The sequence below is a fragment of the Microbacterium sp. genome, from assembly GCF_043427715.1.
In the GTDB taxonomy this organism is placed as follows: domain Bacteria; phylum Actinomycetota; class Actinomycetes; order Actinomycetales; family Microbacteriaceae; genus Microbacterium.
Window position 1 is genome coordinate 1 of the sequence record NZ_JBHWTD010000122.1, and the last position, 25,277, is coordinate 25,277.

Consider the following 25,277-nt stretch of genomic DNA (forward strand, 5'->3'; position numbering starts at 1 on the left):
CGGCGCGGGCAGCGGCGGCGTGATGCGCAGGCGCGGTGCCCGCACCTCGTGGTGGTCGACGCCGATGAAGCGCGGGACCACCGCACGTTCGCCCCGCTGATCGCCCGGCTCGAGGAGATCGCGCCGGGGGTGCAGCTGCGGGAGCCGGGTCTGTGCGCCCTGCGGGTGCGCGGACCCGCCCGGTTCTACGGGGGTGAAGCGGGCGCTGCCACCGCCCTCACCGGGGCGCTCGCCGAGCTCGGCGTGACGGATGTGCGTGCGGGCGTCGGCGACGGGCCGTTCACCGCCGAGCAGGCAGCGCGCTCGACCGGTGTCGACGCGCCGCTGCGGATCGTGCCGCCGGGAGCCGCCGCCGCGTTCCTGTCGCCGTTGCCGGTCACGGCGCTCGAAGACGCGGCGATCGCCGACCTGTTCGCGCGTTTGGGCATCCACACGCTCGGGCAGCTCGCCGCGCTGCCGGCCGACCGGCTCGTGGAGCGCCTCGGCCCGCGCGGGGCGAGACTGCACGCCCTCGCCGCCGGCCTCGACTCCCAGCCCGTGCAGCCACGCACCCCGCCGCCCGAACTGAAACGAGAGGTGAGCTTCGAGCCCCCGCTCGAGATCGCCGACCAGGTCGCGTTCGGGGTGCGCGTGGCGGCGGAGGAGTTCATCGCCGGGCTCGGCGCCGTCGACCTCGTGTGCACCGAGCTGCGCGTCGCGCTCACCGGTGACCGCGGGGATCACAGCGAGCGGGTGTGGCTGCATCCGGGCGCGTTCGATGCCGCGGGGGTCGTCGACCGGGTGCGCTGGCAGCTCGCCGAGCGGGGCCTGCGCAGCGCCGTCGCGGCGGTGCGGATCGTGCCCGAACGGGTCGACGCGGCATCCCACCACGTGAAAGGGCTGTTCGGGTCGGGACCGGAGGAGCGCGTGCACCACGCCCTCTCGCGCGTGCAGGCGATGCTGGGTCATCGCGGCGTCGTGCAGCCGCAGGTGGGCGGTGGGCGCTGGCTCGCCGAGCGGCAGGTGCTCGTGCCGTGGGGCGACGGTGGCACCCGGAGCGAGCGGGCCGTCCTCGCCGAGCGCGCCCGTCCTTGGCCTGGGAGCCTGCCCGATCCGCTGCCGGCGACGGTGTTCCCCGAGCCTGTCCCCGTCGCGGTGCTCGACGCCGACGACGACATGGTCGCCGTCGACGGCCGCGGTGAGCTGACCGCGGAGCCGGTCGCCCTCATCCTGCCCGGTGCGCCCGATGCGTCGGGGGCACGGCGACCGCGGCATCCGCGACGGCTGCAGTCGTGGGCCGGACCGTGGCCGGTCATGGAGCGGGGGTGGGATACCGCGAGGGCCCGGCGTGCGCATCGGTTCCAGGTCGTCGACGAGGCGCAGACGGCGTGGCTGCTGGTCTGCGAGGAAGGTGTCTGGCACGCCGAGGGGAGGTACGACTGATGGGGTTCGACAACCCGTCGGTGAAGTGGTCCGACCTCGAGCGGGTGCTGAGCGACCGGCGCCGTCCGGCCGGGGCGCCCGCGGGGGCCGACGGCGGAGACAGCCCCGCCTGGTCGCACAAGCGGGGGAAGTACCGCACCCCCGACATCGAGCGGCCCGCCGACGTCGTGCCGTACGCCGAACTGCACGCGCACTCGTCGTTTTCGTTCCTCGACGGGGCGTCCTCGCCGGAAGACCTCGTCGAGGAGGCGGAGCGACTCGGCCTGCACGCCCTTGCCGTCACCGACCACGACGGGTTCTACGGGATCGTCCGGTTCGCCGAGGCGGCGGAGCACCTGCAGCTGCAGACCGTCTTCGGTGCCGAGCTGTCGCTCGGTCTGCCCGGTCCGCAGAACGGTGAGCCAGACCCGCACGGGAGTCATCTGCTGGTGCTCGCCCGGGGTGAAGAGGGCTACCACCGGCTTGCCGCCGCGATCACGCACGCGCAGCTGTCGGGGGGCGAGAAGGGGCGCCCGGTCTACGATCTTCACGATCTGGCGGGCCGTGCGGGAGGTCACTGGCAGATCTTGACGGGATGCCGCAAGGGCGCCGTCCGGCGGGCGCTCGCCGAGGACGGCCAGGCCGCCGCGGCGTACGAGCTCGACCGGCTCGTCGACCTGTTCGGGGCCGAGAGGGTCGACGTCGAGCTCATCGATCAGGGCGCGCCGACCGACTCGCGTGACAACGACGTGCTGGCCGCGCTCGCCGCGGAGCGCGGGCTGCCGATCGTCGCGACGAACAACGTGCACTACGCCGTGCCCGAGAAGGTGCACCTCGCGGCGGCCGTCGCGGCGGTGCGGGCGAACCGCGGTCTCGACGAGCTCGACGGCTGGCTGCCGTCGCACGCGAGCGCGCACCTGCGGTCGGGAGCGGAGATGGCGCGGCGTTTCCGGCGGTACCCCGGTGCGGTGGAGCGCACGGTCACCCTCGCCGACGAGCTCGCGTTCCCGCTGCGCCGCGCCAAGCCGGCGCTCCCGAAGATGCAGGTGCCCGAGGGTCACACCCCGATGACGTGGCTGCGTCACCTCGTGTGGGAGGCGGTGCCCCGCAAATACCCGGATGCCACCGACGCGAACCGCGCGCGCATCGAGAAGGAGCTCGGCGTCATCGAGCAGAAGGACTTCCCCGGGTACTTCCTCATCGTGCACGGCATCGTGCAGGAGGCACGGCGTCGCGGCATCCTGTGCCAAGGGCGGGGGTCGGCTGCGAACAGTGCCGTCTGCTATCTGCTCGACATCACCGCGATCGACTCGATCTTCTACGATCTGCCATTCGAGCGGTTCCTGTCGGCGCTGCGCGACGAGGAGCCCGACATCGACGTCGACTTCGACTCCGACCGGCGCGAGGAAATCATCCAGTGGGTCTACGAGACGTACGGGCGCGAGCGGGCGGCGCAGGTCGCGAACGTCATCCAGTACCGGCCGAAGAACGCCGTCCGCGACATGGCGAAGGCGCTCGGGCACTCGCCGGGGCAGCAGGATGCCTGGTCGAAGCAGGTCGAACGCTGGGGTGCGGTGCTCGACACCCCGCCCGACCACGACATCCCGGAGCGGGTGGTCGCGTACGCGGGGGAGCTGCTGAAGGCACCGCGACATCTCGGCATCCATTCGGGAGGGATGGTGCTCACCGACCGGCCGGTGGGGGAGGTCGTGCCGATCGAGCATGCGCGCATGGAGAACCGCACCGTCATCCAGTGGGACAAGGACGATGCCGCGTGGATGGGTCTCGTGAAGTTCGACCTGCTGGGGCTCGGGATGCTCGCCGCGCTCCAGTACTGCTTCGACATGATCGCAGCGGCGACGGGGGAGCAGTGGTCGCTCGACACGATGCCGAAGGAGGAGGCGGGCGTCTACGACATGCTGTGCCGGGCCGATTCGATCGGGGTGTTCCAGGTCGAATCGCGCGCGCAGATGGGGCTTCTGCCGCGCCTGCAGCCGCGGAAGTTCTACGACCTCGTCGTCGAGATCGCCCTGATTCGCCCTGGCCCCATCCAGGGCGGCGCGGTGCACCCGTTCGTGCGGCGCAAGCTGGGAGACGAGCCCATCACCTACGCGCACGAGAAGCTGAAGCCGGTGCTGGAGCGGACCCTCGGCATCCCGGTGTTCCAGGAGCAGCTGATGCAGATGGGGATGGCCGTCGGCGGGTTGACGGGGGAGGATGCCGACCTGCTGCGCCGCGCGATGGGGTCCAAGCGCGGCATCGAGCGCATCGACTCGCTGAAGCGGAAGCTGTACGAAGGCATGGCCGAGAACGGACTCGTCGGAGAGGCCGCCGACGACATTTACGCGAAGATCCAGGCGTTCGCGAACTTCGGGTTCGCCGAGAGCCACTCGCTGTCATTCGGGCTGCTGGTCTACGCGTCGAGCTGGCTGAAGCTGCACTATCCCGCCGCGTTCCTCGCCGCGCTGCTGCGTGCGCAGCCGATGGGGTTCTATTCGCCGGCGACCCTGACCGCCGACGCACGCCGCCACGGCGTCGAGGTGCGTCGTCCTGATCTGCACGCTTCCGGAGTGGATGCCGCGATCGAACCGACCGGTGAGGCGACAGCCGCCACGGGGATGGCGTCGTGCACGGAACGGGTCCAGCCGCCGGTGCCGGTGTTCGACCGTTCGAAGCCGGACGAGTCGGCCGCGCACCGTCGCGACGGCAACTTCGCGGTGCGGCTGGGGTTGGCCTCGGTGACCGGCATCGGGGTGCCGATGGCGACGAAGATCGTCGCGGAGCGAGAGGCCTCCGGCCCCTACCGCGACCTCCGCGACCTGGTGCGGCGCACCGGTGCGACGACGGTCCACCTCGAGGCGCTCGCCACGGCCGGGGCGTTCGAGTGTCTGGGGGTGAGCCGCCGCGAGGGCATCTGGCTGGCGGGGGATGCCGCGCAGGACCGGCCCGAGTTCCTCGAGGGCTCGCTGGTGTCGGTGCAGCCGCCGCTGTTCCCCGACCAATCCAGCTACGACGTGCTGGCCGCCGATCTGTGGGCGACGGGGCTGTCGGCGGACGATCATCCGCTCACGCACTACCGGTCGCAGCTCGATGCGCGCAGGGTGGTCACCTCGATCGGGATGCGCACGCACGAGGTGGGTCGGCGCATCGAGGTCGCGGGGCTCGTCACGCACCGGCAGCGGCCGGCGACGGCATCCGGGATCACCTTCCTCAACCTCGAGGACGAGCACGGCGTCATGAACGTCATCTGCTCGGTGGGGGTGTGGAACAGGTATCGCCGCATCCTGCGCGACAGTCCTGCCCTCATCGCACGCGGCATGCTGGAGCGCTCGCCGGAGGGGGTGACCAATCTCGTTGCGGACGGGTTCGAGGATCTTCGAGTGGGGGTGCAGCATCGGTCGCGGGACTTCCGGTGAGGTCGCCGCCGGGCATGCGAATGCCCCGAGCCGGGGCCCGGGGCATTCGAAAGCTGGGGGACCCTTGCGGGTCGCGACTCGCTCTCGCGCGTCAGATCTGCTGTGCGAGCGCGAAGCCGACGGAGCCGTCCTCTGCGACGCGGGCGTCGAGCACGCGGTCGCCGAGCGCGATGTTCGCGGACTCGTCGACGAAGACGCGTGCGCCGTTGTTCTCCACGACGGTGTCGCCCTGTTCGGGAGCGGGAGCGAGGGACAGTGCGTAGCCCTCATTGGGCGCCTCGGCCTCGCTGATGCGGAGTCCGCCGGTTTCGGTGGGGATCTGCGAGGCGAGGTTCTTGACAGCGCTGGTGGCGTTCTCGGTGAGTGTGAGCATGGGTGCTCTCCTTCCGTGGATTGCGATGGGTCCGCCACGATGCCGAGAATCGGGGGCGGACGCAACCAGAGACACACCCTGCCGTCCCACTCACACTGTTTACGGAGGTTCGGGAGGCACTCGGGTCAGCGGCAACATGGCGGGCGGGGCTTCCCCGCGGTGTCATGCTGGTGTTCGGTCGATGAGGGGGATGCCGTGACGCAAGTGACCACACGGGCGAGTGCGATCGGGCTGCTGGTCGTCGCCGCAGCGATGCTGGCGGGGTGCGCCCCGGAGCCGGCCCCCGCGCCGACGTCGTCGCTCAGTCCGACGCCGACCGCGTCAGCCTCGGCCACACCGACGGGCGCGGTGACGCCGGAGCCGGTGCCGTCCGCCTCTCCGTCGGGCTCTCTCTCGCCGGAGCCCTCCGCGACGACGGCGCCGCCTGCGGGCGAGATGACGGCAGCGCAGGCGGCCCAACTCTGCCTGGAGAAGCACCAGGACGAGCCCATCTCAGAGGGGGAGACTGTCACCGGGGAGCCGATCGTCTTCGAGCGCTACCTGGATCCGCGGTGGTATGTGCAGGTGCCGGCGGAGAACGAGTTCGCGGAGCTGTATCAGGAGTGCATCCTGGGCGGTCCGGCGGACGACCCGACGTGGAACCTCATCGGCGGGGTGGTGCGCGATGAGGCGGATGACGAGTACGTCGAGTATCAGCGCACGTACAACGACGTGCCCTGATCGGGTAGCGCGGCGGTGGGACCGCGGCATCCTTTCGGATACTGCTTCTCCGCTCCGAACCTCGTCAGCCGAGCGCGTCTGGGGTGAGCGCGATGGGAGCGCCCGCGGTGAGCGGCTCGACGCCTGCGTTGATGGCCGTCAGCGACTGCAGCGGCATGCAGAAGCGGTCGGCGATGGCCGGGAGGCTGTCGCCCGCGGTGATGAGGTAGACGGCGGGCAGATCGCGATCGTCACGTTCCGCGACCTCACCGCGGGCGTTCTCACGCGCGCCGAGGTCTGTCCGCTTCGGAAGGTCGGTGCATTCCTGCTGCAGCACCGGCACGTCGGTCGCGGGGAGGTGGACATCCGTGACGGGGGCTGCGGGTGTCGCCGTCGAGTCGGCTGTCGCCGTGGATGTCACGCTGGAGCCGTGATCGTCGAGGTGTCGATCGAGCAGGCGGTCAGGGCGGCGATCACCATTGCAGCGCCGACTCCGGTTGCCGCGGTGCGACGGGGGCCGGTCGATCCGGCATCGGTCGCTCTCCATCGGCGCATGATCGGAAGGCCACCCCGGGCGGGAGTTCGTTCCGCAGGGGCGGCCGGTCGGGGGCGTGGCGAACCGTATGAGCGACGGGTCGGTAGACTCGACGGGCCAGCCTCTGTAGCTCAATGGAAGAGCAGTTCCGTCCTAAGGAAACGGTTGGGGGTTCGAGTCCCTCCAGGGGCACCACTCTCGCGATGAGATGCAGGATGTGCCGCAACATTTCGGGCTCTGATCGGGCGCCGGTCGATGTCGGAGGCCCTCGCCAGAATGGGAGTGTGAGCAGCACAGACGAGTTCCTCGAGATGGACGCGAACCTCGCGCCGCTCGCTGATCTCGTCCACGACGTGGTCAGCTTCGAGCGGCACCTCGCTCACATCCAGATCGCGCAGCTCCGGCTTCTTGCGCGCGCGGGAGAGCTCGCAGAGGTGCACGCCGCCGGGGCGACGGCTCGCGTGCAGGCGCAGGACATGGCGCTGCGGTCGATCGCCGCTGAGCTGGGCGGCGCGCTCAAGATGACCGACCGCACGGTGCAGCGCCGCATCAGCGAGGCGCGCACGATCGTCGACGACTACCCCCTCTCGCTCGCAGCGTGGGCGCGCGGACGGATCACCCGTGGTCACGTCATGGTGATCGTCGATACCGGGTCGGCCGTGCCGGTCGAGATGCGGGCCGAGTTCGAGGAGGCTGCGATCGCCCGGTGCGAGCAGGACACCCCGAACCGGGTGCGGCCGGGGCTGGAGATCCTCGCGCAACGGATGCACCCGCGGTCGTTCACCGAACGACACGTCGAAGCCGCCGCGGGCCGATGTGTGCGGCTGGTGCCTGGGCGTGACGGGATGTCGGACCTGATCGCGACGCTCCCGACGGTGATCGCCGAGGGCATCCATGACCGGTTGACTCAGCAGGCGCGGGCGGTGATCGACACGCGTGGTGAGCGTGCCGCGAACGGCGAGCCTGCGGACACCGACGCGGCAACATCCCGGGCTGAGGCTGCCGTGACCGACGCCCGTTCGACCGATCAGGTTCGTGCGGACATCTTCGCCGACCTGCTCCTCGCCGGGACACCCGCGCTCGACGACACCCGCGACACGACCGCCGGGCCCCTCGGCGCGATCCGTGCGCGCGTGCAGGTCGTCGTGACGGCGACATGCCTCACCGGCAGCGATGATGGCCCCGCTGATCTCGTCGGCCGCTCGGCCATCGACGCGAACACGGCTCGACGTCTTGCCGGGGATCAGCCGGCATGGGAGCGACTGTTCACCGATCCGGTCACCGGCACGGTGCATGAGGTCGACACGTACCGGGTCCCGCAGAAGATGCGCCGATACCTACAGGCACGTGACCAACACTGCCGGTTCCCCGGATGCCGGATGGCCGCGATCCGGTGTGAAGTCGACCACACGGTGGATCACGCCCTCGGCGGTGAGACGACCACCCGAAATCTCGGGCATCTCTGCCAACGGCACCATTCGATGAAGCAGTTCACCGCGTGGAGGGTTCGACAACTCTCGGGTGGTGTCCTGGAATGGACCTCACCCCTCGGCAGAACGTATCGCGAAGACGCACCCGCCCCGGCCGTCGCGTTCACCCCTGCCGACACCACCCCCGCCGAAGCCGCGCCCTTCTGAGTTCGGTTTCGAGACGAATTCTGCTCGTCCGTCGGGTACCCGGGTGGCAGGGCCGCCGCCTTCGCATTCTGGTGCTGGCCCGCCGCCCGCCGATCTCAGCCCACCGGCGAGGCGCCGCGGCATCCGGGAATGAACGAACCACGTCTTGCGCTGGACCCTCCCATGACGAACACCACGCAGCCCGCTACGTCGTCCGGCACGTTCCTCCTCGGCGGTGATCTCGAGATCAACCGCCTCGGCTACGGGACCATGCAGCTCACCGGTCCCGGAGTGTGGGGACCGCCGAAGGACCATGACGAGGCGATCCGTGTCCTCCGCCGGGCCGTCGAACTCGGCGTCAACTTCTTCGACACCGCCGAGTCGTACGGGCCCTACGTCGCCGAGGAACTCCTCAAGGAAGCGCTCCACCCGTACGCCGACGACGTCGTCATCGCCACGAAGTCCGGCCTCACCCGCACCGGCCCGAATGTCTGGCCGCCGCTCGGTCGCCCCGAGTTCCTCCGCCAGGGAGCGGAGATGAGCCTCCGCCGGCTCGGCCTCGAGCGCATCGACCTCTTCCAGCTTCACCGCATCGACCCGAAGGTCCCGCTCGAAGATCAGGTCGGCGAGCTCAAGGCGCTCCAGGACGAGGGCAAGATCCGCCACATCGGCCTGTCCGAGGTGTCGGTCGACGAGGTCAAGGCCGCCCAGGAGATCGCGACGATCGTCTCGGTGCAGAACCTGTATAACCTTCAGCACCGTGACGCCGAAACGCTTCTCGACTGGTCGACCGAGCAGAACATCGGATTCATCCCGTGGTTCCCGCTCGCCACCGGCGGGCTCACCGGAGCAGACTCGCCCCTCACCGGCATTGCCGAGCGGAAGCAGGCGACCCCGGCGCAGATCGCGCTCGCCTGGCTCCTGAAGCGTTCGCCGGTGATGCTGCCGATCCCCGGCACGTCGAGCGTCGCGCACCTCGAGGACAACCTCCAGGGCGCGACCATCGAGCTGACGGACGAGGAGTTCGCCGAACTTTCGGCTCTCGCCGCCTGACGGTGACGGCGCGGGTCCGCGGCAGACGCGGGCTCGCGCCGAATGTCGTCGACGCCTCGCATCCCGATGCGTACGAATGAGTCGAGCGCAACCCTGAAACCTTCCTCGACGAGGTGTGGAAACGTGGAGCCCGTGACACGCGCGCTGCCCTTCGACACCTCGCCCTGGAGCATCGGACTGACCGGTGTCGACGACGACCACCTCGCACACCGCGAATCGGTCTTCTCGCTGTCGAACGGGAACATCGGATGGCGGGGACTCCTCGACGAGGGGGAACCCCACGGCATCCCGGGCAGCTACCTCGCCGGCGTGTTCGAGGAGCATCCGATGCCGTATGCCGAGGGCGGCTACGGCTATCCCGACACCGGTCAGAGCGTCATCAACGTGCCGAACGGTCAGATCCTGCGGCTCACGGTGGACGACGACCCACTCGACGTCCGCACCGGCACGCTGCGAGCGCACGAGCAGCGCCTCGACTTCCGATCCGGCACCCTCGAGCGCAACCTCACCTGGACTTCTCCCGCTGACCGCACCGTCCACGTCCGGACGAGGCGGCTCGTCTCCCTCCGCCACCGTGCGGTTGCCGCCGTCCGCTATGAGGTCGAAGCCGTCGATCGCCCGGTGACGGTCACGGTGCAGTCCGAGCTCGTCGCCAACGAACCCCTGCCCGAGCCGCATCCGGACCTCCGCGTGCAGAAGATCCTGCAGCACCCCCTGCAGACGATCGGCGCCTTCGTCCTCGATCACGCGGCCACGCTCGTCCACGAGACCCGGAACAGTCGTTTCGGCGTCGCCGTCGCCATGCAGCACCGGGTGGCCACGACCGCCGATGCCGTCCCCGAGGTGCACACCGAGGCGTCCGACGACCTCGCGCGCACCACGGTGACCGTGCGTCTGGAGCCGGGGGAGCGGCTCGACCTCCTGAAGATCGTCGGTCACGCCTGGGGGCGCGAGCTGTCGGCGCCCGCCCTGCGCGACCGCGCCGAGGGAGCCGTCGCCGACGTGCTCCGGGGTGGCTGGGATCGACTCGCCGACGAGCAGCGTGGCTGCCTCGACGACTACTGGGCCTGCGCCGACGTCCGCATCGACGGCGAACCGCGCCTGCAGCAGGCCGTCCGGTTCGCGCTGTTCTCCGTGTTCCAGGCGTCCGCACGCGCCGAGGTGCGCTCCGTGCCGGGAAAGGGTCTGACCGGTGCCGGCTACGCGGGCCACACGTTCTGGGATGCCGAGGCGTTCGTCCTGCCGGTCCTGACGGCGACGGCACCGGATGCCGCTCGGGAGGCCCTGCGATGGCGGCATGCAACCCTCGACCATGCCCGGGGCCGCGCCCGCGAGCTGCACCTGCGCGGGGCGGCCTTCGCGTGGCGCACGATCGACGGTCGGGAGTCCTCCGGATACTGGCCGGCCAGCACCGCGGCGTTCCACCTCAACGCCGACATCGCCGGCGCCGTCATGCGCTATGTCCGCGCCACCGGCGACACCGACTTCGAGCGTGAGGCGGGGCTCGAGATCCTCGTCGAGACCGCCCGCCTGTGGATGTCTCTCGGTCACCACGACGCCGACGGGCGGTTCCACATCGACGGTGTCACCGGCCCCGACGAGTACTCCGCGATCGTCGATGACAACGTCTTCACCAATCTGGCGGCCCGGGACAATCTCCGCGGCGCCGTGGATGCCGCGCGCCGGCATCCCGACATCGCCCGAGGCTTCGGCGTCGACGACGGCGAGATCGGCGGATGGGCGCTCACCGCCGACGCCGTGCACATCCCGTTCGACCATGCGCGAGGTGTGCATCCGCAGTCGGCCGGGTTCACCGACCGGGAGCGCTGGGACTTCGCTGGCACCGGGCCGGAGGAGTACCCGCTGCAGGACCACCACCCCTACTTCGATTTGTACCGGAAGCAGGTTCTGAAACAGGCGGACCTCGTCCTCGCTCTGTACTTCTTCTCCGACGCCTTCACGGCCGACGAGAAAGCCCGGGCTTTCCGGTACTACGAGGCGCTGACCGTCCGCGATTCCTCGCTGTCCGCCGCCGTCCAGGCGGTGATCGCCGCGGAGGTCGGTCACCTCGACCTCGCGGCGGACTACCTCGCCGAGGCGGCCACCGTCGACCTCGACGACCTGCACGACAACACCGAGGAAGGCCTCCACATCGCGTCCCTCGCCGGCATCTGGACGGCCCTGACCGCGGGCTTCGGCGGGATGCGCGACAGCCCGGGCGGGCTCCGCTTCGCACCGCGGCTGCCGTCGCAAATCACGGGCATGGCGTTCGGCATCCGCGTGCACGGGAGGACGCTTCGCGTCGACGTCACGCCGGATGCCACGACCTACCGGATCAGCGCGGGAGAGTCCCTGACCATCCAGCACTTCGGCCAAGAGGTGGTGCTCGCCCCCGATACCGCCGTGACCGTCCCGACGCCGCCGCTCAGCGATCCCGGCGAGCGGCCGGTCCAGCCTCGAAGCCGCGAGCCGCGCGACTTCACCCAGGCCTTCGCGACGGAAGGGTGATCGTGATGCGCACCCACGTGATCACCGGAGCCAGCGACGGCATCGGCGCCGCGGCATCCCGCCAGCTCGTCGCCCGCGGCGACCGGGTCGTCCTCGTGGGGCGCTCACCCGAGAAGACCGCGGCTCTCGCGGCCGAGCTCGGCATGCCCTTCCATGTCGCCGACTTCGGCGAGCTCGCCCAGGTGCGGCGTCTCGCCGGCGAGCTGCTCTCCGCGTACCCTCGGATCGACGTGCTCGCCAACAACGCCGGCGGCATCTTCGGCGAGCGGATGCTGACCGGCGACGGCTTCGAGCAGACATTCCAGGTCAATCACCTCGCGCCCTTCCTGCTCACGACGCTGCTGCGCGAGCGGCTCGTCGAGAGCGCGGCATCCGTCATCCAGACCTCGAGCGCGGCAGCCCGCCTCTTCTCCCGGTTCAACGTGACCGATCTCAACGGTGCACGGCGATACTCCGGCCGTGTCGCCTACGGCAACGCGAAGCTCGCCAACGTGCTCTTCACGCAGGAACTGCAGCGTCGCTGGGGCGGGGACGGGGTCTCGGCCGCGGCATTCCACCCGGGCGTGGTCGCGACGCAGTTCGCAGGGAACACCCGCGGGCCGTTCCGATTCATGTACCACAACCCGCTCACGCGACGTCTGCTCACCTCCACGGAGGAGGGCGGCCGGCGGCTCGTCTTCCTCGCCGTCGGGAACCCGGGCGCCGACTGGATGCCGGGTGCCTACTACGAGAAGGACCGGCCGACGCGCACGCACCCGCTCGCGACCGACCTCGACACCGCGCGCGAGCTGTGGGAGCGCAGCGAAGAGATGGTGCGGCTGGGCTGAGCCGCGCCGCACCATCTCCACACGTGACTCAGTCGAAAACGCTTCGCCCAGCTGAGCGCTTCCACGCCTTTCCGCTCGAGTCAATGCCCTCCGCCGACGTCGGGGCCGGTCGCAGAATGGCCGCTCACGACCGAGAGGACACGACCGATGAGAGCACTCACCTGGCAGGGCAAGCGGAACGTCACCGTCGAGACCGTGCCCGACCCCGAAATCCTGCAACCCACCGACGCGATCATCCGGGTCACGTCGACCGCCATCTGCGGCTCCGACCTCCACCTCTACGAGGTTTTCGGGCCGTTCATCGACGCCGGCGACATCCTCGGGCATGAGCCGATGGGCGTCGTCGTCGAGGTCGGCGCCGATGTCACGACCCTGAAGCCCGGCGACCGCGTCGTCATCCCGTTCAACATCTCCTGCGGCCACTGCTTCATGTGCCGCCGCGGCCTCCAATCGCAGTGCGAGACCACCCAGGTCACCGAGTACGGCAGTGGCGCGGCTCTGTTCGGCTACACGAAGTTGTACGGCCAGGTGCCCGGCGGACAGGCGGAGTACCTCCGCGTGCCCCTCGCCGACTACAACCACGTCCGCGTCGGCGACGACCTCCCCGACGACCGGTACCTCTTCCTCAGCGACATCCTCCCCACCGCGTGGCAGGGCGTCGACTACGCCCAGGTGCCCGAAGGTGGCACCCTCGCCGTCATGGGCCTCGGCCCCGTCGGCCAGTTCGCCGCCCGCGTCGGCGTGCACCGCGGCTACCGCGTGCTCGCCGTCGACCCGCAGCCCGAGCGCCGCGCGATGGCCGAGCGTCACGGCGTCGACACGTTCGACCTCACCGACGACGTCGTCGCCGAACTCCGGGACCTCACCGAAGGCCGCGGCGTGGACGGCGTGGTGGACGCCGTCGGGCTCGAGGCGCACGGGAACCCAGGCATCGGCTTCGTGCAGAACGCGATCGGGATGCTGCCGGATCCGGCGGCCCGCAAGATCATGGAGACCGCCGGCATGGACCGGCTCGCCGCCGTCTACGCGTCGATCGACGCGGTCCGTCGAGGCGGCACCGTCTCGCTCAGCGGCGTCTACGCCGGCGACGCGGACATCCTGCCGATGAAGACCCTCTTCGACAAGCAGATCAGCCTGCGCATGGGGCAGTGCAACGTGAAGCGCTGGACCGACGACCTGCTGCCGCTCGTCGAGGACCCCGCAGACCCGCTCGGCGTCATGGACCTCGTGACCCACCATGCACCGCTCGCCGACGCACCCGCCCTCTACGACACCTTCCAGAAGAAGGAGGACGGGTGCATCAAGGTCGTCCTGCGACCCGAAGAGGGGTGAGCGTCAGGGCTTCGCGACCGGACGGCCCTCCGCGATCCACGCGCCCGTGCCGCCGTCGACGTTCGTCGCCTCGATGCCGTTGTGCTCGAGGAACGCGGCGGCGCGGGCGCTGCGTCCGCCTGCCTGGCAGATGAGGTGGAGATCCTCGAGTTCGCGCAGTTCGTCGACGTGATCCGGGACAGTAGCCAGCGGGATGTTGCGGGCGCCGGGCACGTGCCCGGCGGCGAATTCGTCGGGCTCGCGGACGTCGATGATGTTCGCGGGGGCGGCCTCGGCCAGCTGAGCGGTGTTGATCGAATGCATACGTTGAATCCTCACAGATCGGGGGTGTCGGTGGGTGCCGCGTCCTCGGCCGCCGGCGTGAACTCGTCGTGCGCCTGTTCGAACTGGGACCGGTACAGGCGGTGGTACGCGCCGTGCGCAGCGATCAGCTCGTCGTGCGTGCCCTTCTCCACGATGTCGCCGTGCTCCATCACGAGGATGAGGTCGGCGTCGCGGATCGTCGACAGTCGGTGGGCGATCACGAAGGACGTCCGACCTTCGCGGAGCGCCGCCATCGCGTGCTGCAGCAGCAGCTCGGTGCGCGTGTCGACGGAGGAGGTCGCTTCGTCGAGGATGAGCACGGCGGGCTGAGCGACGAACGCGCGGGCGATCGTGATCAGCTGCTTCTCGCCGGCCGACACGTTCGACGCATCCTCGTCGAGCATCGTGTCGTAACCGTCGGGGAGTGACCGCACGAACCGGTCCACGCGCGTCGCGACGGCGGCATCCACGATCTCCTGGTCGGTGGCGGACTGCCTCCCGTACCGGATGTTCTCGCGGATGGTGCCCGCGAACAGCCACGGGTCCTGCAGCACCATGCCGGTGCGCGAGCGCACCTGATCACGCGTCAGCTGCGCGATGTCCTGACCGTCGAGCAGGATGCGCCCGCCGTCGAGCTCGTAGAAGCGCATCAGCAGGTTCACGAGCGTCGTCTTGCCGGCCCCGGTCGGCCCGACGATCGCGACGGTCTGCCCGGGCTCGACCCGGAACGACAGGTCACGGATCAGCGGGTGCTCGGGCGCGTACGAGAACTGCACGTTCTCGAACTCGATGACGCCGCGGCCGTCGGGGGAGAGGGTCGCGCCCTCGGCATCCGGGTCCTGCTCGTCGGCATCGAGGAGCTCGAACACGCGCTCCGCCGAGGCGGTGCCCGACTGCACGACCGCCGCCATTCCGCCGAGCTCCGACAGCGGCTGCGTGAACTGCTGCGAGTATTGGATGAACGCCTGCACGTCGCCCAGGCGCAGCTGGCCGCTCGAGACCATCAGGCCGCCGAGAACCGCGATGCCGACATAGGTGAGGCTGCCGATGAAGGTCATGCCCGGCATGATCATGCCCGTCAGGAACTGCGCCTTGAATGCGGCTTCGTAGAGCTCCTCGTTCTCCTCCTGGAACTTCGCCCGGGCGTCGGCTTCGCGGCCGTACACGCGCACGAGCGAGTGGCCCGAGAACGACTCCTCGACACGGGCGTTCAAGCGGCCGACCTTGCGCCACTGCACCGAGAACGCCTTCTGCGACTTCGGCCCGATGATCCCGAAGATGACGCCCATGAGGGGCAGTGCGACCAGGGCGACGATCGCGAGCTGCCACGAGATCGAGAACATCATGATCAGCACCCCGACGACGGTCAGCACCGCCGTCAGGGCGCCCGACAGCGACTGCTGCATCGTCTGGGTGATGTTGTCGATGTCATTCGTGACGCGTGAGATCAGCTCGCCGCGCTGCACCTTGTCGAAGTGCGACAGCGGCAGGCGGTTGATCTTCGCCTCGACGTCCTCACGCAGGCGCCACATCGTGCGCATCATGATGACGTTGATCACGTATCCCTGCAGCCAGGTCAGCACAGCGGATGCCACGTAGATGACCAGCACCCACGTGATGACGACCTTGAGCGCGTCGAAGTCGACGCCCACGCCGGGCGCGTAGTTCTCCATCGCGCCGACGATGTTCGCGAACTCATCCTGCCCCGCGTCGCGGAGAGCCTCGACGGTTTCCGCCTGCGAGAGGCCCGAGAACGCCGGCTGTCCGCCGATCGCCCGCGAGACGACCCCTTCGAAGATGAGGTTCGTCGCCTCTCCGAGCACCTTCGGGGCGATGACGGCGAGGACGACGCCGACGGCTCCCGCGAGGGACACCAGGGCGAACACCCACTTGTGCGGGGCCAGGAGGCCGATCATCCGCACGAAGCTCGGGCCGAAATGTGCCGCCTTGCCGGGGGCGACCGAGTCCCAGTCGCCGCTGTTCAGGCGGGCCTGCTCGGCGAGTTCGAGTTCGAGCTTCTCCTCGTCGGTGAGCACCTGCTCGCTCATGCGTCCACCCCCAGCTGCGACTCCACGATCTCGCGGTAGGTCTCATTCGTCGCGAGCAGCTCATCGTGAGTGCCGACGCCGACCATCCGGCCGCCGTCGAGGACGACGATGCGGTCGGCGTCGGTGATCGTCGAGACACGCTGCGCGACGACGATCTTTGTGACATGCGGCAATTCTCGCCACAGTGCTTGTCGCAGTCGCGCGTCCGTCGTGAGATCGAGCGCCGAGAACGAGTCGTCGAAGACCAGGATGTCGGGCTGGTGGACGATCGCCCGGGCGATGGACAGGCGCTGACGCTGCCCGCCCGAGACGTTCGTGCCGCCCTGGGAGATGCGGGCGTCGAGGCGGCCGTCCATCTCCTCGACGAAGTCCTTGCCCTGCGCGATGTCGAGGGCGTGCCACAGTTCGGCGTCCGTGGCCTCCTCCCGGCCGAAGCGGAGGTTGGAGGCGACCGTACCGGTGAACAGGAAGGGGCGCTGCGGCACGAGCCCGATGCCCTGCCACAGGAGGTCGAGGTCGGCGTCGCGCACGTCGACACCCGCCACGCGGACCGTACCGCTGGTCACGTCGAACAGGCGCGGGATGAGGGAGACGAGGGTCGTCTTGCCGGAGCCGGTGGACCCGACGATCGCGACGGTCTCGCCGGGGGCGGCGGAGAAGCTGACGCCCTCCAGGACGGGAGCGTCGGCGCCGGGGTAGGTGAAGGTGACCTCGTCGAAGTCGACGGCCCCGGGGGTCGGGAACTCCCGCACCGGCTGGGCGGGCTTCACGAGTCCGCCCGCGGTCTTCAGGACCTCTCCGATGCGGTCGGCCGAGACGGCGGCGCGCGGGATCATGATCGTCATGAAGGTGGCCATCAGGACGCCCATGAGGATCTGACCGATGTACTGCATGAACGCGAACAGGGTGCCGATCTGCACATCACCCTGATCGACCTGGATGCCGCCGAACCAGATGACGCCCACGACAGTGACGTTCAGCACGAGCATCGCGAGCGGGAACATCAGGACGAACAGCGACCCCACCTTGCGGCCGACGATCATGATGTCGGTGTTCGCGCCGCGGAACCGCTCCTCCTCGATGCGCTCACGGACGAACGCGCGCACGACGCGGACGCCGGTGAGCTGCTCACGCATGATGCGGTTCACGTTGTCGAGCTTCACCTGGTAGCTGCGGAAGAGCGGGATCATCCGGCTGATGATGATCACGCCGATCAGCAGCAGCACCGGCACCGAGACCCCGATCAGCCAGCTGAGGCCGACATCCTGCTGCAGCGCCATGATGATGCCGCCGATCGCGAGCAGGGGAGCGGTGACGAGCATCGTGGCGCCCATCATCGCGAGCATCTGCACCTGCTGCACATCGTTCGTGTTGCGGGTGATGAGCGAGCCCGCGCCGAACTGGGTGACCTCGCGCTCGGAGAACCCGCTGACCTTCTCGAAGACGTCGCGTCGGATGTCGCGGCCCACGGCCATCGCCGCGCGCGCGGCGAAGAACGTCGCGATGATCGAGGCCGTGATCTGGCCGAGCGCGATCGCGAGCATCAGGAAGCCGTGCGACCAGATGTAGTCGACGTCGCCCCGGCTCACGCCGTTGTCGATGATGTCCGCGTTCAGGCGCGGCAGATACAGCGCCGCCATCGCCGACGCGAATTGGAAGACGAGCACGCCGGCGAGCAGCCAGCGATAGGTCCGGAGATACCGGACCAGAAGGGTCCACAGCATGAGATCGATCGTCCCATCTGGCACGGACATCCGCCCCATCGATCTCGCGGCTGTCCGCTGATGGCGTAGGCACCGGCCTTCTAGGATGTGGCCGTGACCCTCACGCCGCCCGACAGTCCCGTGCCGACGTCGGATGCCGCGCCCGCGGCGCGCACGACGGGGCGGGGCCGGCGGGTCGTCACCGCGATCACCGACAAGGTGCCCACGCGGTGGCTCACCGGCATCCTGACCGTCCCGTTTCTCGCTGTCACAGCGGCCTTCGGCGGCTTGAACGCGGTGGCCGCCCCACCCATCCCCGACCTCGCCCCCGGTGAGGCGCACGAGAACGGTCCGCTCGCGGTGACCGTCGAACGGGCCGTCCTCATCGACACCTTCCCCGAAGCGGGCATCAGCGTCGACGAAGGGCAGCGGGTGCTGGCCGTCGTCTTCACGGCGGAGAACCGCTGGGACCGCTCCATAGCCGCCTTTGCGTCGGGCGGGCCTGCCCACGCGGTCCGTATCGCCGAGCTCGGCGCCGATGAGCGGCCGGAGTCCGTCGCGCGCATGGACGACGCGACGACCTCGCCGTACCTGCACCCCGAGATGCCGGTGCAGCTGGTGGCGACCTGGGCGGTGGACAGCGGGGAGTTCGAGGAGGGAGACGAACTCGTGATCGAACTCCAGGATTTCACGCTGTTCGTCGGCACGCTCATCAACCCGGGCGAGCAGTGGACCGATCCCGCGGTCGGCGCGCGGGTCGCGCTCGACCTCGCCGACGTCGGTGCCGGCGCGGACAGCGATGCGGAGGAGTCCGGATGAGGCCGTGGCTCGTGTGGCTGATCGGGGTCGGTCTGCTCGCCGCCGCGTGGGTGGTGGTGCAGGTGACACCTTCAGATGCCGAGGCGGAGCGCCCGTTCGCGGTCGCGGCATCCGAGGGAAAGAAGACGGTCGCACGCGAACTCGTCGTCACCGTCAGCGACCCGCGGGTGGGTGACACCGCCGTCGACGACCGCGGCTGGCGTGCGGAGGGCACGTGGCTGGTCTTGGACGTCGTCGCCGAAGCGCGCGTCTCGGAGGACGGGACGCTGTTGGGGTCGGTGTGGCTCGAGGTGGACGGCGTCCGCTACCGAGCGAGCGAGCGGCCCCTGTCGATGCTCGGCCTGGCCATGGACGTGGGACTGCCGCAGGCCGGGAGCCTCGCGTTCGACCTTCCCGAGGAGCTCGCCACGGGGCGGGGAGTGGTGCACATCGCGTCGGTCGACGAGAACAGATTGGACTCGGTCATCGAGTTCCCCGTCGACCTCGCAGAGCTGGAACGGTCCGCTGAGGTCGAGGTCCACGGGCCGGAACGGGTGCGCTCGTGAGCCGGGGGTGGTGGCGCCGGAACCGCTTCCCGCTCATCGTGACCATCGTGCTGCTCCCGGTCGCGGTCGCCGGGGTGGGCGCCTGGGAGTGGTGGAAGGCGAGCCAGCAGAGTGCGGTGCTGCCGGTCGAGGTCGCCGAAGGCGAGACGATCTCGTTCGGCGGCATCACCTTCGGGCCCGCGTCCTCCGACCTCGGCGTCCCGGGGCCGGACGCCGACCTGCCGCCGGACGCTCAGATCGTGGAGGTCACCGTGTCGGTGGATCGCCACGGCGCCGCGACCGACTGCACCGTCGTGGTGCTCCGCGAGAGAAGTGGGGCCGGTCGCGAGTGGGATCCCGATACGTTCAGTGTCGGCGCGGATTACCGCACCCACACCCTGTGCCCGACGGATCCGGCGTCGGAGTCATTCCCGGACGGGGAGTTCACGATCGAGGTGCCCTTCGTCCTCCCGCGTGGGGTCGACGGTCCCTTCGAGGTCGACCTCGTGGTCCTCGACCAGTTGCCGCGCTTCCTCCGACTCGACGTCGGCATGCCCTGACGCGACCACCGGAGCACCGATCAGCGCGCCAACCGTCGCGTCGTAGGCCGATGCCACCAGCACGGTGCGGATCGGTTCGATCACGAGCGGCACGAGGAACAGTGCGGGCCCGCTGAAGGGGAACCAGAACTCCACGAAGTCCTGCGGGCCGATCGCGCGCAGCACGCCGATGCGGAGCCATTGCTCGCCGAGCAGCACGACGCAGTACAGCAGGATGTAGCCGCCGATGTGGATCGGTCCGCTCCGCCACATGAGGACGATCGCCTGCCAGACCGGCTTGAAGCGCGACCCGACGCTGCCACCCAGATCGTTCAGTCGACGACGCAGGCGCTCCGGGACTGTGCCGTACCGCTCCCGGGTACGGGTGGCGAGTTCGCCGCGCCACTGCACGCCTTGCGGCGAGACGGCTTGACCGTAGATCACCCCGGCGATGGCGAGCCACGCCAGCGGGACGCCGATGAGGGAGGCGATCTCGGCCAAGAGCCATTCGACGCCACCCCACGCCCAGCCGAGCGGGGCGAAGAGTGAAGCGAGCCACTCGCGGGCATCGGTCAGCCACGCGATCGCCTGCCGGGAGTCCACCCAGGAGGTGATCTCCGACAGCGCCTCACCGATGAAGTACGCGACGAGAAAGACCCAGAGGCCTTCGAGGTACGTCGCGGCGAGGGAAGTCCAGCGGGGGAGGCGCGCCCGCCACCGCTTCCACGCCCAGCGACCGGCGAACGCCAGCGCCACGACGGCAATCGTCCACGGTTCCCACGTGAGGCTGTCGACGCTGCCCGAGGTGTCCACCTCGACGCCGCCGATGAACCCGGCCGCGCGGCGCGCGTCCACGACCTGGAGGACCGTGTCGAGGTAGGCCGCGACGTCTTCGCGGAGGAATCCCAGCGCCGCGTACACCGCGATGAACGGGAGCACCGTGGAGAGCAGGGCGTCGCGGAACGCGAGCCGTCGTTCGGAGGCGTCGGCGGGAGGTGGGGCGATGACTCCGAGGCGCGGCATCCCGTCACGGAGGACGAGGAACATCGCCACGACGCTGACGAGCTTGGCGAGGATCGCCAGCGGCAGCAGCAGGATGCCGCCGAGAGCGCTGTACCCGCCGACGAACCCGGCCACCTCGATGCCGAGGTATCGGCCGATCGTGCCGACCAGGAACCACGCGAGCAGCGCGGGCCAGTGCGCGACGAGCAGTCGCCCCGCGGTCGTGATCACCGTTCGCACGCACTCACCGTAGCGGGCGCGCGCGGATCAGGCGCGGGTTCCCGCTCTTCCTGACGCTCGCCTGAGGGTTTTCCGGTTCACCGCGATAGCGTGGGGGAGCGTCCCGGGATCGTCCGCACAGCGGACGCGCCCTCGAAAGGAACCCGATGAGTACTGGCAGCGAAGCGGCCCGCGTGCACGCGCACGTCACCGGAGACACCGCCCACCTCACCTCCGCCGACAACACCGAGCACACCCTCACCGCCGCCGATGGCGACGCTCTTCGCGCGCAGATCCTCCAGCGCGTCCGCAGCGACGCGGCTGCTGCGGGTCTCACCCTCGAACTGCACACGACCGGCGATCGCGGCGAGCATGAGCTGCTCGTGGGCCCGGACGGCGAGCTCATCGCCGTGGGCGACGACGTGTCGGCCACGCGCGCCGAGCGGCGTCAGCGCGCGTGGTGGACGACTGACCTCCCACCGGCATCCGACCCGGGTGACGACGACGATCTCGAAGAGGACACCTTCACCGCGCGGATCTCGGTGACCCGGACCGCGGCCGTCCCGACGATGCCGGAGTTCTTCCTCCCGGCTCCGGCGGCCGCGGCGAAAGAAGCCGCGGATGAACCCGTGGAAGAAGCCGCGGAAGAAGAAGCTCCCGCAGATGCGGCACCAGAACAGGACGCTCCACTCGTGACCGAAATCCCCTCCGACGGTCCTGTCGGCGTCGCCCGTGCCTCGCTCGATGCTGACGCCGATCTCACCGCCGATGACCGGGAGGTGCCGCCCGCACCCATCGCGCCCGTCGCGGCCTCTCCGATGGCTTCGGGCATCGGCGACTCCCTCCCGGAGGTGCCGGTGACGTCGTCGACGACGGTGTCCGAGCCCGTCTCCGTGCGGCCCCGCTTCATCGAGCCCGCTCCGGAGCACCCGGCGACCGTGACCGGTTGGCGCGCCGTGCTCGCGAACCTCGGGCTCCCGATCGGCCCCTCCCGCGCCGAGGTCGACCGTGCGGCACGCGAGAAGGCCGTCTCCCGTCAATGGGCCGGATGCCGCGCGATCGCCGTGGCGAACGGCAAGGGCGGCGTCGGCAAGACGATGACCACGGCGGTGCTGTCCGCCGTGTTCGCACGCCACGGCGGCGGCAACGTCCTCGCCTGGGACAACAACGACACCCGCGGCACCCTCGGGTGGCGCACCGAGCAGGGCGATTACGACACCACGATCCGCGACCTGCTGCCGCAGGCGCGACAGCTGCTGGAGGCGACCGCCTCCGTCTCCGACATCTCGCGGTACGTCCACCACCAGTCGATCGACCGGTATGACGTCCTGCGGTCCAATCCGGAGCTCCTCGCGGCCGACCAGCGGATCACGACGGCTGATTTCGACCTCCTCGCGCAGGTCGCCGCACGGTACTACCGCATGGTCATCTTCGACTCCGGCAACGACGAATCCGCCGACCGGTGGCTGCGGATGATCGACAGCGCCCACCAGCTCGTGGTCCCGACTCTTGCCGCGCCTGAGTCGGCGGAGTCTGCCGCACTGCTGCTCGATGCGCTGCGCAAGCGCGATGAGCACTCGGCGCGCCTGGCAGAAGGGGCCGTCGTGATCGTCGGACAGTCGGAGCGATCCAGTGCGGCCGCCGTCCAGCAGATCGCCGCGGGCTTCGCCGGTCACGTGCGGGCCGTCCAGGTCATCCCGTTCGACCATTCACTGAAGGCCGGCCCCATCCGGTACGACTCGCTTCAGCCGAAGACCCGCGACGCCTGGATGCAGGCGGCCGCGGCGGTCGCCGAGGGGCTCTGAGCCGCTCCGGGCGATGAGCGCCGACGACGAGCTGACCCGCATCGCCGCGGAACTCTGCGTCGCGCCGCCCGACGAGTTCATGGCGCGCCGCGCGGCGGCGGCCTCGGGTACGGACGATCGATCCCTCGCCGCAGCGGTGCGGAAGCTCCGCAAGCCCGTCACGGCGGCCTGGATCGTGAACGTCTTCGTCCGGGCCGGCGCTCCGGAACTCACCGACGCCGCGCGGCTCATCGAGGATCTCCGAGACGCGATCGACGCCGGTGACGGCGGGGCGCTCGCGGCACTGAACGCCGAGCGGCGCCGCACGGTGCGGGCGTTGACCGATGCCGCGCTCGCCGCCGTGGCATCGGACGGGGTGACGGTGGGTGGGGCTGTGCGGGACGCCGTCGAGCGCACGCTCGATGCCGCGCTCCGTGATCCTGACGCCGCGGCAGCCGTCGCGACGGCACGGCTGCTTCGCCCCATCGAGGCCACCGGGATGGAGCGGCCTGATCTGACCGCCGCCGTGTCGGGACCGTTCGAGACGGATGCCGCGCCGCCCGCCACCGACGCCCTCGCCGCGCGGCGCGCCGCGAGAGAGGCCGCACGTCGGGAGCGAGAAGCGCGGGCTCGCGCGGAGGAGGCCGCCCGCGAGCGTGCCCGGGCCGCCGAACGCCGGGAGCGGGCTCGGGAGCGGCTGGCACGCGCCGAGGAGCGTGTCACGGAACTCGAGGCGGAACTCGAGCGTGCCCGGGCGGACGTCGAAGCGGCCCGCGACGAGGTGTCGCGCGCCTAGCTGCGGCTCTGATCGAGCGTGGCGACCGCCGCGCACCTCCCGCACACACTCTCCTCCGCGCGGCGGATGCGGGGGTGGGGATTGACGGCGCTGCGCCCCTGGGCCAGCGCTGGACGTTCACGTCACCGCCGCCGAGGTGTGGGCAGCGGTCCGCACCGCATCGGTGACCGTGTCCAGGAGGGGCGAGGACAGGTTCCAGCGCTGCCAGTACAGCGGCACCTCAACGGTGTCGTCCGCGAGGACGACCAGTGCGCCGTCCGCCACCGCGTCCTCGTATTGACCGGGAAGCAGCATGCCCCAGCCGAGGCCGTGGATGATCGCCTGTGCGAACTCCGCCGATGCGCTGATGACGTGGTGCGGGGCGGGGCGACGAGCGCCGTGGCGCCGCGCAAAAGAGTTCTGCAGGGTGTCGTTGCGGTCGAAGTCGACCCGCGGCGCCCGTTCCAGGGACTCGGCGCTGAGGCCGTCGGGAAACCATCGTTCTGCGAACGGCCGCGCTGCCACCGCGGTGTAGCGCATGCGCCCGAGCGGTGAGGAGAGGCATCCGCTCACCGGCTCCCGCTGAGAGGTCACCGCTCCCATCACGGTGCCCGCACTCAGCAGCTGCGCGGTGCGCTCCTGATCTTCGCGATGGAGTTCGAATGTGACGTCGTGGACCGCCGTCACGCGGGTGAGCGCCGGGAGGAACCACGTGATGAGCGAATCCGCATTGACGGCGAGGGGCACGTGCGGTGCGCCGACCTCATCACCCAGTGCGGCGCGGGTGTCGTGCTCGAGAAGGGCGAGCTGACGCGCCAGTCGGATCAGCGGTTCGCCGGCATCGGTCGGTGTCACCGGCTTCGTCCGCTGCAGCACGACGCGGCCGACACGCTGCTCGATAGCCCGGATGCGCTGACTCACCGCGCTCGGAGTGACGCCCAGCACACGTGCCGCCTGGTCGAGGGTCCCCGCGTCCACCACGGCCACCAGGGTGCGGAGCTGCTCGAGAGGGAGATCCATGGCCTGACACTAACGTAAGGAACTCTTCACATCATGAAGAATCATGCGTTGGACTGTATCACCCGATCCCCGTACCGTGAACGCTGTGAATTCCGACGTCGTCGCCCTCATCTCCGGGCTCGCTCTCTGCCTCGGCTTGATCGTCTCGATCGGCGCGCAGAACGCCGTGGTGCTCCGGCAGGGACTGCGCCGCGAGCACGTCGGGACCGTCGTGCTCGTCTGCGTCATCAGCGATGCGGTCCTGCAGACGATCGGGGTCGCGGGCTTCGCGACGCTGGTGACGTCCCAGCCGTGGCTGGAGACGCTCGCCCGGTGGGCGGGGGCGGCGTTCATCTTCGGGTTCGCGGTGGTCAGTGCCCGGCGCGCGTGGCGAGGCGGGGGCAGTCTGGAAGCAGCCACCGATGACGGCCAGGACGAGACGACCGTCGCCGTCGGCGGGGCGCAGACGGGTGGAGTGCTGACCCAGGCGCGGCCGTCGGCGAAGGTCCGAACGGGACGAGCGAAGGTGCTGCTGACGATCCTCGCGGTCACCTGGCTGAACCCGCACGCGCTCGTGGAGACCACGGTCGTCCTGGGGTCGGTGGCGGCCACGCACGGCGATGCTCGGTGGTGGTTCCTTCTCGGCGGCGTGGCCGCGAGCACCCTCTGGTTCGTCGTCTTCGGGTACGGCGCGCGCTATCTCGCGCCGCTGCTGCGCACCGAGCGCGCGTGGCGCATCCTCGATGGCGGCATCGCCGTCATCATGGTGATCATCGCCGTCAGCCTCGTCGTCGGCTGACCG

The 25,277-nt window shown here is 70.1% G+C and carries 20 protein-coding genes and 1 tRNA gene; 14 read left to right on the forward strand and 7 right to left on the reverse strand.

Annotated elements, in window-relative coordinates; translation table 11 throughout:
- Both ACHFGS_RS12835 and ACHFGS_RS12840 read left to right on the forward strand, forming a co-directional pair.
- A partial coding sequence (locus tag ACHFGS_RS12835; protein ID WP_394289532.1) for a DNA polymerase Y family protein occupies nt 1-1,422 on the forward strand: 1,422 nt, incomplete at its 5' end.
- Nucleotides 1,422-4,817 carry an error-prone DNA polymerase gene (locus tag ACHFGS_RS12840; protein WP_394289533.1) on the forward strand — a complete coding sequence of 1,132 codons (3,396 nt, stop codon included), beginning with the start codon at nt 1,422-1,424 and terminating at the stop codon, nt 4,815-4,817. The genes ACHFGS_RS12835 and ACHFGS_RS12840, both read left to right, overlap by 1 nt.
- 91 nt (nt 4,818-4,908) lie before the next feature.
- Here the strand turns inward: ACHFGS_RS12840 and ACHFGS_RS12845 are convergent, their stop codons facing one another.
- Nucleotides 4,909-5,190, reverse strand: a complete 282-nt coding sequence (locus ACHFGS_RS12845) for a Fe-S cluster assembly protein HesB (RefSeq protein WP_394279374.1) — start codon at nt 5,188-5,190, stop codon at nt 4,909-4,911.
- Nucleotides 5,191-5,385: 195 nt separating this feature from the next.
- On the opposite strand from ACHFGS_RS12845, the gene ACHFGS_RS12850 reads away from it, so the two are divergent.
- A complete protein-coding gene (locus ACHFGS_RS12850; protein ID WP_394279373.1) occupies nt 5,386-5,910 on the forward strand; it encodes a hypothetical protein in 525 nt (174 codons plus the stop codon).
- Between the two features lie 64 nt (nt 5,911-5,974).
- Here the strand turns inward: ACHFGS_RS12850 and ACHFGS_RS12855 are convergent, their stop codons facing one another.
- Nucleotides 5,975-6,310: a hypothetical protein gene (locus tag ACHFGS_RS12855; RefSeq protein ID WP_394279372.1), complete on the reverse strand. Its 336-nt coding sequence runs from the start codon at nt 6,308-6,310 to the stop codon at nt 5,975-5,977.
- A 234-nt stretch (nt 6,311-6,544) separates the two neighbouring features.
- On the opposite strand from ACHFGS_RS12855, the gene ACHFGS_RS12860 reads away from it, so the two are divergent.
- From ACHFGS_RS12860 to ACHFGS_RS12885, 6 genes are all read left to right on the forward strand, one after another.
- A tRNA-Arg gene (locus tag ACHFGS_RS12860) sits at nt 6,545-6,619 on the forward strand.
- Between the two features lie 116 nt (nt 6,620-6,735).
- Nucleotides 6,736-8,061: a DUF222 domain-containing protein gene (locus tag ACHFGS_RS12865; RefSeq protein ID WP_394279376.1), complete on the forward strand. Its 1,326-nt coding sequence runs from the start codon at nt 6,736-6,738 to the stop codon at nt 8,059-8,061.
- A 162-nt stretch (nt 8,062-8,223) separates the two neighbouring features.
- A complete protein-coding gene (locus ACHFGS_RS12870) occupies nt 8,224-9,093 on the forward strand; it encodes an aldo/keto reductase (RefSeq protein WP_394279371.1) in 870 nt (289 codons plus the stop codon).
- Nucleotides 9,094-9,225: 132 nt separating this feature from the next.
- Nucleotides 9,226-11,601 carry a glycoside hydrolase family 65 protein gene (locus tag ACHFGS_RS12875; RefSeq protein ID WP_394279370.1) on the forward strand — a complete coding sequence of 792 codons (2,376 nt, stop codon included), beginning with the start codon at nt 9,226-9,228 and terminating at the stop codon, nt 11,599-11,601.
- Between the two features lie 5 nt (nt 11,602-11,606).
- Nucleotides 11,607-12,428 (forward strand): SDR family NAD(P)-dependent oxidoreductase, encoded by an 822-nt coding sequence (locus ACHFGS_RS12880; RefSeq protein ID WP_394279369.1) that lies wholly within the window; start codon nt 11,607-11,609, stop codon nt 12,426-12,428.
- 147 nt (nt 12,429-12,575) lie between these two features.
- Nucleotides 12,576-13,760 carry a zinc-dependent alcohol dehydrogenase gene (locus tag ACHFGS_RS12885; protein ID WP_394279368.1) on the forward strand — a complete coding sequence of 395 codons (1,185 nt, stop codon included), beginning with the start codon at nt 12,576-12,578 and terminating at the stop codon, nt 13,758-13,760.
- Between the two features lie 3 nt (nt 13,761-13,763).
- On the opposite strand, the gene ACHFGS_RS12890 is transcribed toward ACHFGS_RS12885, so the two are convergent.
- The 3 genes from ACHFGS_RS12890 to ACHFGS_RS12900 are packed head-to-tail and all read right to left on the reverse strand — an operon-like array spanning nt 13,764 to nt 17,835.
- Nucleotides 13,764-14,063, reverse strand: a complete 300-nt coding sequence (locus tag ACHFGS_RS12890) for a rhodanese-like domain-containing protein (RefSeq protein WP_394279367.1) — start codon at nt 14,061-14,063, stop codon at nt 13,764-13,766.
- Nucleotides 14,064-14,074: 11 nt separating this feature from the next.
- Nucleotides 14,075-16,111, reverse strand: coding sequence for an ABC transporter ATP-binding protein (locus ACHFGS_RS12895; RefSeq protein ID WP_394279366.1), 2,037 nt, complete (start codon nt 16,109-16,111; stop codon nt 14,075-14,077).
- Nucleotides 16,108-17,835 carry an ABC transporter ATP-binding protein gene (locus tag ACHFGS_RS12900; protein WP_394279365.1) on the reverse strand — a complete coding sequence of 576 codons (1,728 nt, stop codon included), beginning with the start codon at nt 17,833-17,835 and terminating at the stop codon, nt 16,108-16,110. Before ACHFGS_RS12900 ends, ACHFGS_RS12895 begins: the two co-directional genes overlap by 4 nt.
- A gap of 93 nt (nt 17,836-17,928) precedes the next feature.
- Between ACHFGS_RS12900 and ACHFGS_RS12905 the strand changes: the two genes are divergently transcribed.
- Together ACHFGS_RS12905 and ACHFGS_RS12910 are read left to right on the forward strand one after the other, a co-directional pair.
- Nucleotides 17,929-18,633: a hypothetical protein gene (locus ACHFGS_RS12905; protein ID WP_394279364.1), complete on the forward strand. Its 705-nt coding sequence runs from the start codon at nt 17,929-17,931 to the stop codon at nt 18,631-18,633.
- Entirely contained in the window at nt 18,630-19,178 is a 549-nt protein-coding gene (locus ACHFGS_RS12910) for a hypothetical protein (protein ID WP_394279363.1), read from the forward strand. The genes ACHFGS_RS12905 and ACHFGS_RS12910 overlap by 4 nt, the downstream gene beginning before the upstream one ends.
- A gap of 404 nt (nt 19,179-19,582) precedes the next feature.
- Here the strand turns inward: ACHFGS_RS12910 and ACHFGS_RS12915 are convergent, their stop codons facing one another.
- Nucleotides 19,583-20,938: a hypothetical protein gene (locus tag ACHFGS_RS12915; RefSeq protein WP_394279362.1), complete on the reverse strand. Its 1,356-nt coding sequence runs from the start codon at nt 20,936-20,938 to the stop codon at nt 19,583-19,585.
- Between the two features lie 146 nt (nt 20,939-21,084).
- Between ACHFGS_RS12915 and ACHFGS_RS12920 the strand changes: the two genes are divergently transcribed.
- On the forward strand, nt 21,085-22,722 hold the full coding sequence (locus ACHFGS_RS12920; RefSeq protein WP_394279361.1) for a ParA family protein: 1,638 nt from the start codon (nt 21,085-21,087) through the stop codon (nt 22,720-22,722).
- Between the two features lie 13 nt (nt 22,723-22,735).
- The gene (locus ACHFGS_RS12925; RefSeq protein ID WP_394279360.1) at nt 22,736-23,497 is read left to right on the forward strand and encodes a hypothetical protein; all 762 of its coding nucleotides are present in this window, start codon (nt 22,736-22,738) and stop codon (nt 23,495-23,497) included.
- Nucleotides 23,498-23,614: 117 nt separating this feature from the next.
- Here the strand turns inward: ACHFGS_RS12925 and ACHFGS_RS12930 are convergent, their stop codons facing one another.
- Nucleotides 23,615-24,496, reverse strand: a complete 882-nt coding sequence (locus ACHFGS_RS12930) for a LysR family transcriptional regulator ArgP (RefSeq protein ID WP_394279359.1) — start codon at nt 24,494-24,496, stop codon at nt 23,615-23,617.
- A gap of 43 nt (nt 24,497-24,539) precedes the next feature.
- Here ACHFGS_RS12930 and ACHFGS_RS12935 point away from each other — a divergent pair, with 43 nt between their 5' ends.
- Nucleotides 24,540-25,274, forward strand: a complete 735-nt coding sequence (locus ACHFGS_RS12935; protein ID WP_394279358.1) for a LysE/ArgO family amino acid transporter — start codon at nt 24,540-24,542, stop codon at nt 25,272-25,274.
- The last annotated feature ends 3 nt before the right edge of the window (nt 25,275-25,277 follow it).

Excerpts from the sequence above, each read along its gene's own strand:
- ACHFGS_RS12910 (WP_394279363.1), top strand. The coding sequence starts at position 18,630 with ATGAGGCCGTGGCTCGTGTGGCTGATCGGGGTCGGTCTGCTCGCCGCC.
- ACHFGS_RS12890 (WP_394279367.1), bottom strand. The coding sequence starts at position 14,063 with ATGCATTCGATCAACACCGCTCAGCTGGCCGAGGCCGCCCCCGCGAAC.
- ACHFGS_RS12870 (WP_394279371.1), top strand. The coding sequence starts at position 8,224 with ATGACGAACACCACGCAGCCCGCTACGTCGTCCGGCACGTTCCTCCTC.
- ACHFGS_RS12845 (WP_394279374.1), bottom strand. The coding sequence starts at position 5,190 with ATGCTCACACTCACCGAGAACGCCACCAGCGCTGTCAAGAACCTCGCC.
- ACHFGS_RS12925 (WP_394279360.1), top strand. The coding sequence starts at position 22,736 with ATGAGCGCCGACGACGAGCTGACCCGCATCGCCGCGGAACTCTGCGTC.
- ACHFGS_RS12840 (WP_394289533.1), top strand. The coding sequence starts at position 1,422 with ATGGGGTTCGACAACCCGTCGGTGAAGTGGTCCGACCTCGAGCGGGTG.
- ACHFGS_RS12900 (WP_394279365.1), bottom strand. The coding sequence starts at position 17,835 with ATGCTGTGGACCCTTCTGGTCCGGTATCTCCGGACCTATCGCTGGCTG.
- ACHFGS_RS12930 (WP_394279359.1), bottom strand. The coding sequence starts at position 24,496 with ATGGATCTCCCTCTCGAGCAGCTCCGCACCCTGGTGGCCGTGGTGGAC.
- ACHFGS_RS12920 (WP_394279361.1), top strand. The coding sequence starts at position 21,085 with ATGAGTACTGGCAGCGAAGCGGCCCGCGTGCACGCGCACGTCACCGGA.
- ACHFGS_RS12895 (WP_394279366.1), bottom strand. The coding sequence starts at position 16,111 with ATGAGCGAGCAGGTGCTCACCGACGAGGAGAAGCTCGAACTCGAACTC.
- ACHFGS_RS12935 (WP_394279358.1), top strand. The coding sequence starts at position 24,540 with ATGCGTTGGACTGTATCACCCGATCCCCGTACCGTGAACGCTGTGAAT.
- ACHFGS_RS12865 (WP_394279376.1), top strand. The coding sequence starts at position 6,736 with ATGGACGCGAACCTCGCGCCGCTCGCTGATCTCGTCCACGACGTGGTC.
- ACHFGS_RS12885 (WP_394279368.1), top strand. The coding sequence starts at position 12,576 with ATGAGAGCACTCACCTGGCAGGGCAAGCGGAACGTCACCGTCGAGACC.
- ACHFGS_RS12880 (WP_394279369.1), top strand. The coding sequence starts at position 11,607 with ATGCGCACCCACGTGATCACCGGAGCCAGCGACGGCATCGGCGCCGCG.